Here is an 8424-nt window from a genome sequence, read left to right as displayed (position 1 = left end):
GTCATGCTTCTAAAACACAGCATTTAGGTCATTTTCAAAAATACAGCATTTACGAGCGCACCTGCGGAATGTGGGTTGAATTAACAGCACTTTACCAATGGACTAAATCTACATCTGAACTTCTATATGGAGCAGTTACGAATGGTGGAGACTGGTGTTTTGGAATTTATCATCGTGCAAATCGTCAGGTAGCTCAAGACCAGAACCACTATCAAGTTCCAGAAGATTTATTTGTGCTGGTAAAAATTCTTGTAGGTATTCTTTCTGGCTCTTGAACTAGGGAATCGGGACGCAAAGAATAACCAATGCCTCATGCCCCAATTCCCAATCCCTTTACATTCAGCTGATTCAACGTCCTTGAGTTGCCAGAAATTGACGCAAACTCAACAAACTCAAGGTTTGACCCAAATTTAAGGGCAAAAGTGAAACTCCTTCCAAGCGGGATTGCACCCAACCTTCTCCCCAATACCATTCATGAAACCCGTCAATACCTCCACTGAGTAGCAAACGGAGACAGTTGGATTTTACAACGTCTACTTGATGATGAATTGAGACTGGCCCAGTCCAGGTAGTAAACTGAAATCCCGGAAGTAGTTCTTCTGGCATTCCTGGCGCAAAGCGTTGTGCTAAGAGCCATTTTTCTAGTTGTACCGGATGCAGCAGACTATCACGAATTGCATCTGTTGGCGCTTCAATTTCGATTCGCAGTTGACTTTGTTGAAAATTACCTAGCATTTTTCTAAGATTGCCTAAAAGTGAGATATCGCTATTTCTAATATTGCAAATAGTCTTTGTCATTAGTCATTAGTCCTTTGTCCTTTGGAAATAACTAATAACCAATACTTCTCTACTAGAGGCTACGCCAACGACTTCTCTACGAGACGCTGCGCGTTAGCGGAGCATTTGCTTGATACGCTCAGTACAAGTGAGCAATGACCAATAACAGCCGTTTATTTACGTGACACCCCACTACGTTACTTTTCTTGCAGCAGAGAACTTAGAATAGAAAAAGTGAACTTGTTAAGAAATGTAAGGTTATTCATGGCGGATCAGTTAATTCGTGCAACAGCAGCCGAAGGTGGAATTCGTGCCGTAGGTGTGATCACCACACGTTTAACAGAAGAAGCACGGCAGCGACACAAGCTTTCTTATGTGGCAACAGCAGCACTGGGTCGCACTATGGCGGCGGGCTTGTTAATGGCTTCTAGTATGAAGCGAAGTGGATCAAGGGTCAATGTGCGGGTGAAGGGCGATGGCCCTTTAGGCGGCATATTGGTAGATGCCGGCTTAGATGGTACGGTACGCGGGTATGTGGGGAATCCATCTATAGAATTACCTCCTAATGCCAAAGGTAAGCTAGATGTTGGTGGTGCAGTGGGTGGTGGCTACCTCTACGTTGTGCGAGATGTTGGTTATGGTTATCCTTACTCTAGTACGGTAGAACTAGTTTCTGGTGAAATTGGCGATGATGTGGCTCATTATCTGGTGAATTCTGAACAAACACCTTCAGCTTTAGTTTTAGGTGTGTTTGTGGGAGCAGGGGGAGTAACTGCGGCTGGAGGATTACTAGTACAAGTGTTACCCAAAGCTGCCAGAGATGAAGCCCTCGTAGAAACTTTAGAATCACGGGTCGCTGGTTTGGCAGGATTTACACCATTGTTGCAAGCAGGGAAGAATTTGACTGAAATCTTTAGCGACCTCTTGGGCGATATGGGGCTGGAAATCTTTTCCGAACGGCAAATGCTGCGTTTCCACTGTGGTTGTTCTTTCGATCGCGTTTTGGGGGCACTGAAAATTTTGGGAGAAGCCGAACTGCAAGATATGATTGTTAAAGATAATGGTGCTGAAGCAACTTGCGACTTTTGCGGCAATGTTTACCAGGCAAGTAGCGATCAGTTAGCTCAACTAATTGCCGATTTACAAGCTGAATCTACTGTTTCAAGATAAAGTATAAAACGACACTAATTTATTAGATTGAACATGGTATTCTGTGGAGAGGGATAATCAAAAAAAGTAGCTTTTTGATCGCGAGAAAGTTACTATGGCATCAATGGAATTATCGACCTAAAACAGAGCGCTATTCAATTATTTTGGTGTGAGAGATGACAGAGCGGGATATTCCAGACAGTTGGTCTTCAGCCAGTGATAGAGAGCCAGATCAAAACAAAAGATTATCCCGAACAGAACAATTCGGTGAAACTCAACCATTTGGTGTCCCACCTACTGGTTCTACTTCCAAGTCAGTGAAGCGGCGAAAAAAAAACGATACACAAGGATTACCTATAAATAGTCATTCAGAAGAAACTGCCCAACTCAGTAGTACTTCTGGGAAATGGCCACGCTGGATGAAAAGCTGGACATTGTGGCTAGTACTACTAATGTTGATTCCCGGCAGTGTAGCATTCTTGGCAATGGCAATGCTGCTAAAGTTGCCGACTGCCCCTAATTGCCCCTCGATTTTCTGGCCCCTAGCTAGTGCTTCCGTGCGGCTACATTGCGCTCAGTTGGCGGCTTCTAAGCAAACAGTGAACGACCTATTGCAAGCGATCGCTCTGGTGAAAGAACTACCTGAAAGTCACCCGTTGCATGGAGAAATTGATCGTTTCATCGAAGAATGGTCACGGGATATTTTGAAACTAGCCGATCAAAGTTTCCAAACGGGGAATTTAGAGGAAGCGATCGCTACTGCTCGCAAGATACCCGAAGATGTGGCAGCTTATAAATTAGTCGATGAACAAGTTGACAAATGGCAGTCAATTTGGACAAAGGCAGAAGAAACATACAACGGTGCGATCGCCGAAGTAAAAGAACGGCGCTGGCAATCGGCGTTCATGTTATCCGCCAAAATGCTGCGCGTAGACAATCAATACTGGGCGGGCACTAAATACGACCAATTGAATCGTCTAATCGCCGGAGCGCGGGAAGATGGCGATAAGTTAGGAAAAGCGGAAAGTTTAGCAAGCAGCAAAGTAGTCGATAATTTACTGGAAGCCATCAAGCTAGCCGAGTCTATTGGGCAGGAAAGTTACCTTTACCAAAAAGCCCAGGAAGCGATTCCCGCATTTGGACGCAAAATGCTGGAATTGGCACAGGCAAAACTAGACAAGCGGGATGCCGATGAAGCATTGAATATTGCTAGACAAATTCCAGAGAGTACGAAACTACAGGGTGAAACAGACGACTTTATCGGCATAGCTGACGCGAAAAGAAGTGCTTGGATCGGTAACGTTTCTGGTTTAGAGGCAGCGATCGCTCAAGCACAACAAATCGATCCTTCCAGACCAGTGTATAACGAAGCCCAACAACTCATTGCTCGTTGGCAGTTGGAAATTGAAGATGTTGCCAATCTAGAAAAAGCGAGATTGTTGGCTAGCCAGGGAACAGTTCCTAATTTAACAGCAGCGATCGCCCAAGTGCAGTTAATACCTGCAAATAATCCCAGATCCACAGAAGCTAGACAAGAAATGGATCGCTGGCGTGCCCAAGTGGAGACAATTGAAGACCAACCTTACTTAGAACGTGCCGAACAGATAGCTGTATTCGATGATATCAACTCCTTGCAAGCTGCGATCGCTCAGGCTAGCGAAATTCGTAGAGGTCGGGCATTATATCCAGAAGCACGGAAAAGAATTCGGACTTGGATAGGAAAAATTCAGCGAATTCAAGACCAACCCTACTTGGATCAAGCACAAGAACTGGCTCAGAGTGGAAATCTCACCGCCGCCATTAGCGCCGCTCAACAAATTGCCTCATCGGGAAGGGCACTTTCTGGGGAAGCGCAAGCTGCGATAAATGATTGGGAAGGGCAAATCCGCACTAGAGAAAACTGGAAAAAAGCCCAAGAAGTGGGCGCAGCTGGTACGCCAGAAGCTTTGGTTGAAGCAATACGGCTGGCAGATCGGGTTTCAAACAATAGCATCTTACGTATGGATGCGAATCTAGCTATTGACCAATGGAGTCAGCAATTGTTAGAAATAGCTCGCTCTCAAGGTCAGTCTGATATTGCTAGAGGGATTGATATTGCAAAATCGATTCCACGCGGTAGTGCTGCTTACAGTGCGGCGCAAGAGCAAATTAAGGCTTGGCAGGATTTTCTGAATCCTAAACCTGAACCTCAGCCTCAACCCCAGACTGAATCTCTACCATTTCCTCAATCAACTACTAATGGGCAGTAATAGCGTTATTTAAAGATTAAAACCTTTTAATTCAGCATTTTCAAAAGGCATATCAGGGATGCCGGGGTGTAAAAAAAACTTTTTAAGTAAGGTAGCACAGCTAGTGGTCTATCGCATTAGTTATGAGTGGTAAATATGTTTGTAGTGAGGACTTTAGTCCTCAAATATTCAAGCACTAAAGTGCTTACTACAAACCTATCAAAACTTTTGCGATAGATTACTAGTTGTGCCACCCTAGTTAAATTTATCGAAACAGAATTCAGGAGTCAGCAGCCAGAATGGGCTAAATGCCACGCTTCCGCTAACAGAATGAATTTTGTGCGATTGGTGGATGAATCCACTGATTCATGCTGACTCCTGATTTCTGAATTCTTCCATCACTCTCCCCATTCTTTAATTACAGAAAATAGTGATGAGTAATCATCATCAGCAAATGACATTTTTACGGCTGTTTGCAAGATTTGCCGCACACCTTTAATACTGCTGAGATCCAAACTTCGAGATTTCGCTTCAGAGATAAATAATTCTGTATCTTTGAGCAAATGTTTTGTGGGGAAATTCGGATCGGCATAATTGCCATCCAACATACGTTGTAGCTTTTTGTCAAAGGTAGGTGCGTAGAGTGGACTGTCGCGCAAGATTTGCATAAACATATCCACATCAACACCCTGACGCTGGACAAAAGCCAGGCTCAGAGCAAAGCTAGTTGTTAGGGAAGCTATTAGTTGATTTAGTGCCAATTTAAGCGCCGCCGCAGATCCTACTGGCCCTATAAGTAAAGGTTCTGTCCCAAAATTTTGGAGTAACTTTAAGTGCCGTTGATATTGTTCTGGCTCTGCCCCTACCATCACACTCAACTTGCCAGCTTGTGCTTCCGGGATACTCCCTAATACTGGCGCTTCTAAATATTCACCACCACCACCAACGATCGCGTCTCTAATTTCCTGGCTTTCTGTGGGAGTGATTGTTCCCATTTGGATGATTGTGCGCCCTTCCAGAGTTTGCCAAGAAGTATCTGAAAGCAACACATTATAAATGGCAGGGGCATTAGTCAGCATGAGAATTACGCACTCAGCAGCACGAATGGCGTGGCGGGGATGTGTAGCAATTTCAGCCCCAGCTGCTTGTAGCGGTACTAATTTTTCTGGGGTGCGATTGTAGGCAACTAGCTGTATATCTGCGGCTAATAACCTTTGAGCCATTGGTAGTCCCATCAGTCCAGTTCCCAGAAATGCCACCTTCATTTTTTACGTTCCTTTAATACAGCGTAGGCGTAGTCTGTTGTAGACATCGCGTTTCCATCGTTTGATTTTAATATCAGTTATCAGTGAACAGTTATATCTAAATACTGATAACTGTTCACTGATTAGCGACTAAGGGATTTCCAAGAAATAAACGAACCACAGAGACAAGGGAGCGCGGTCTTGGGGGTTTCCCCCATGAGCGACTGCCGCGCAGAGAACACAGAGAGAGGAAAAATAGAGAGGATTTTGTGCCCGTTTTGGGATATTTTTTATTTGGAAGCCCCTAACGTCTCTGGCAATTAGCCACCAGCTGCAAAAGTCGCCATAATTATCACTGAAAGTAAAATACCAGGAGTAAGTAGTGTTACTAGCATTAGCAGGTCATGGGTGGACATAATTATTACTTTTGTATTGTGTTTAACTTTACAGTATTCACTGTTATGCTAGTCTAAATAAGATTGATACTGCATTCTTAAATAGAGTTTTAACTTTTCAAATTTACCTTTACTCGGGCAGGGTCAATCCTTTGAGTTTTTGAGAAGTTTCTGTATTGTCCAGACCTTTGCTCTGAATTAAGACTCCAAAGCCGCCGAGTCCTGTGGGATCTATAAGTTGGTGTAGTGCATCCCGATGCTGTAGTAACTGCGAGAGAGGTTGCTTTTGCTCGGAAAGGGCTGCAATACGATCGCCTAACCCCAACGCCATCAAAAATAATCCCTGCTGGATAAAACCAACTTTTTCTAAACTACACCGCTCACCCCAGCGTTCCAAAGCCGTAAAGTCAACATGGGCTGTGATATCTTGTCGCCCAATATTAATGTAGGGGTTGTCATGGAAACGATGCTGGTAATAACACTGTAGCGTTCCTTGCGATCGCCTGGGATTATAGTAACGACTGGCGGGGTGGCCATAATCAATTGTTAACACATAGCCGCGCTGCAAGCGGTCTGCTACTATACTCAACCAGTCTAAAGCAGCTAAATTAATTTCACTACGGTAGCCATCTGGATATGCACTTTGGGTAAAGTTCATTTCCACTAAGTCTAAATATTCAGACAGTTGGGGGGTTGAAGGTTCTCCTGTGACTTCTATAAATGATGAGCAGGTTTCTTTCTCATTACTATCTGTGGTTACATAAATTTCTCGGAGTTCTCCCGTTTCTAGGATGAATTGATGCACGGGGAACGCATCTACTAACTCGTTAGAGAAAAAGCAACCAGCGATCGCATTTGGCGGTATTTCCTCTAAATTACACCAACGCACAGGGAAATCTTGCAAGCGTTGCTGCTGTTCTTGTCTTAAAGTTGGGGACTTTTCAACAATGATGTACTCCAGCGCCGTAAAAAAATCTGGGTAGTGCTGTTGATGATATTTAAGGATATGCAATGCTAGCAATCCTTGACCTGCTCCCATTTCTACCAGAGAAAAGGGTACAGGTTTTCCTAAAATTTCCCACATTTGCAAAAATTGTTCTGCTAGTAACTCGCCAAAGTCAGGACAGAGGTTAGGAGAGGTGAAAAAATCACTATCTTTAAAACCTATTTTGACTGCATCGCTGGAATAGTATCCGTATTCAGGATGGTATAGTGCCAGATCCATGAATTGGGCGAAAGTAATTCGTTGTTGAGGATTGGTGGTAATGTGATTTGCGATCGCTGCACACAGCAAAGCATTGGAATCCATAAAATCTTTCATTGTCGTGTTAGCCTGCTGGTCGCAGTAAGCGGATAATGGAAAAACGAACCGCAAAGTCGCAAAGGACACAAAGGAATGAGAGTTTCAGAGAGTTATTGCGTAAGTCCTATACAATTTCGAATTACGAATTACGAATTAAGCGTAGCGTCTCGCAGAGAAGCAGTACTAACCACTCACCAGCGACACCAGCACACCATTGGGATCGCGGACACGAGCATCATTTGTCCCCCAGGCTGACTTTTAGGGGCATCTAATGTTTTTGCGCCAGCGCCGATCGCTCTCATGTAAGCACTGCCAACATCGGGGGTAATAAATGATATTTGAATTAATGGCGGTGGTTGTGTGGGATCGTTGACATGAAAGCCCCCAGGAAATAATTTCTGTGCTTCGCTACTTGAAGAGAAAGCTAGTGTAGTGCTGCCAGTTTCGATTTCCGCCCAGATAGATTGTCCTTTATCCTGAAGAGTGCGACGAACCAGACCAAAAGCTTTTTCGTAAAACTCAACCGTTTTAACTACATCGTCTACCCAGATGACCGTATAACCAAATTTCATAATTCTTTCTCCTTATCTAGAAAAAATTGAGGGTTTGAAACCCACGGAGTACGCCCTTTTAACTACGAATGACGAATGACAAATGACGAATGACGAATTATTTTAGCTCTCCAGAATATTACGATCTGTCGCTAGAGTTTGTGCCCCTGTTTGCATCATTTCTATATCTGATGGCGACCAATCATGAGGCCCTTGACAGTAATGTGCTACTAGCAATCCCCATAATCCTCTAGGGATGACAATTGGTACAACTAAGTTAGCGCGAACTTGCAAATTGCGGAGAAAATCTCGGTGACAAGACTCGATCGGCTCTAATTCAATATCAGCGATCGCCTTTACCCGTCCTGCTAAGTATAAAGCAGCATACTCGTTGTTAAAACAATCATCTGGGCCAGTGGAACCAAGTATTGAGAATTCTTGAGAACTCAAAGATTCAAAAGTCACTTGTCCTTCCCACTGGTTGTAAAAATAATACAACACCACCCGATCAACCTGAAGCGATTCTCTGAGTTGATTGGTTGTTTGCCGCACTAACTCATCGCGCTGCATTGTTTTAACAAGACGATCGAGCAAAATTTGCAAACCCTGTTCACGGCGATCGCGGTTATGGTTAAATTCTGAGTGAGGATGAATTTGCACGGTTCTAAAATTACGACTAGGTAAATGCTGCCGGATTTATATAGTAATTTATTACACTTTATTTAAATACATTTTTGTATTTATAGCAGCAATTCGATTTTAACGAAACATAATCGT

The 8424-nt window shown here is 43.7% G+C and carries 7 protein-coding genes and 1 pseudogene; 3 read left to right on the top strand and 5 right to left on the bottom strand.

Annotated features, from left to right (window positions below):
- Positions 1 to 275: pseudogene (locus tag GNF10_RS32885) on the top strand (hypothetical protein); the annotation flags it as partial.
- A gap of 73 nt (positions 276 to 348) precedes the next feature.
- On the opposite strand, the gene GNF10_RS32880 reads toward GNF10_RS32885, so the two are convergent.
- Positions 349 to 735, bottom strand: a complete 387-nt coding sequence (locus GNF10_RS32880; protein ID WP_163928971.1) for a hypothetical protein — start codon at positions 733 to 735, stop codon at positions 349 to 351.
- A 306-nt stretch (positions 736 to 1041) separates the two neighbouring features.
- Here GNF10_RS32880 and hslO point away from each other — a divergent pair, with 306 nt between their 5' ends.
- Positions 1042 to 1947, top strand: a complete 906-nt coding sequence (gene hslO, locus GNF10_RS32875) for an Hsp33 family molecular chaperone HslO (RefSeq protein ID WP_185585138.1) — start codon at positions 1042 to 1044, stop codon at positions 1945 to 1947.
- Between the two features lie 155 nt (positions 1948 to 2102).
- Complete coding sequence (locus GNF10_RS32870; RefSeq protein ID WP_185585139.1) at positions 2103 to 4175, top strand: chromosome segregation ATPase; 2073 nt, start codon at positions 2103 to 2105, stop codon at positions 4173 to 4175.
- Between the two features lie 377 nt (positions 4176 to 4552).
- Here the strand turns inward: GNF10_RS32870 and GNF10_RS32865 are convergent, their stop codons facing one another.
- From GNF10_RS32865 to GNF10_RS32850, 4 genes are all read right to left on the bottom strand, one after another.
- Positions 4553 to 5419 carry an NAD(P)-dependent oxidoreductase gene (locus GNF10_RS32865; RefSeq protein WP_185585140.1) on the bottom strand — a complete coding sequence of 289 codons (867 nt, stop codon included), beginning with the start codon at positions 5417 to 5419 and terminating at the stop codon, positions 4553 to 4555.
- 504 nt (positions 5420 to 5923) lie between these two features.
- A complete protein-coding gene (locus GNF10_RS32860; RefSeq protein WP_185585141.1) occupies positions 5924 to 7102 on the bottom strand; it encodes a class I SAM-dependent methyltransferase in 1179 nt (392 codons plus the stop codon).
- 185 nt (positions 7103 to 7287) lie between these two features.
- A complete protein-coding gene (locus GNF10_RS32855) occupies positions 7288 to 7668 on the bottom strand; it encodes a VOC family protein (protein ID WP_260446098.1) in 381 nt (126 codons plus the stop codon).
- Positions 7669 to 7770: 102 nt separating this feature from the next.
- Positions 7771 to 8307: a GAF domain-containing protein gene (locus GNF10_RS32850; protein WP_185585142.1), complete on the bottom strand. Its 537-nt coding sequence runs from the start codon at positions 8305 to 8307 to the stop codon at positions 7771 to 7773.
- Positions 8308 to 8424: the final 117 nt, after the last annotated feature.

Origin of the sequence: Nostoc sp. UCD121 (assembly GCF_014222285.1) — a bacterium.
Classification (GTDB): domain Bacteria; phylum Cyanobacteriota; class Cyanobacteriia; order Cyanobacteriales; family Nostocaceae; genus Nostoc.
The sequence above is the reverse complement of the archived record's forward strand: the minus strand, read 5'-3'. Positions and strand labels throughout refer to the sequence as shown.

What these genes read in the sequence shown, in the direction of transcription:
- GNF10_RS32880 (WP_163928971.1), bottom strand. Translation starts at nt 735, where the DNA reads ATGCTAGGTAATTTTCAACAAAGTCAACTGCGAATCGAAATTGAAGCG.
- hslO (WP_185585138.1), top strand. Translation starts at nt 1,042, where the DNA reads ATGGCGGATCAGTTAATTCGTGCAACAGCAGCCGAAGGTGGAATTCGT.
- GNF10_RS32870 (WP_185585139.1), top strand. Translation starts at nt 2,103, where the DNA reads ATGACAGAGCGGGATATTCCAGACAGTTGGTCTTCAGCCAGTGATAGA.
- GNF10_RS32865 (WP_185585140.1), bottom strand. Translation starts at nt 5,419, where the DNA reads ATGAAGGTGGCATTTCTGGGAACTGGACTGATGGGACTACCAATGGCT.
- GNF10_RS32860 (WP_185585141.1), bottom strand. Translation starts at nt 7,102, where the DNA reads ATGGATTCCAATGCTTTGCTGTGTGCAGCGATCGCAAATCACATTACC.
- GNF10_RS32855 (WP_260446098.1), bottom strand. Translation starts at nt 7,668, where the DNA reads ATGAAATTTGGTTATACGGTCATCTGGGTAGACGATGTAGTTAAAACG.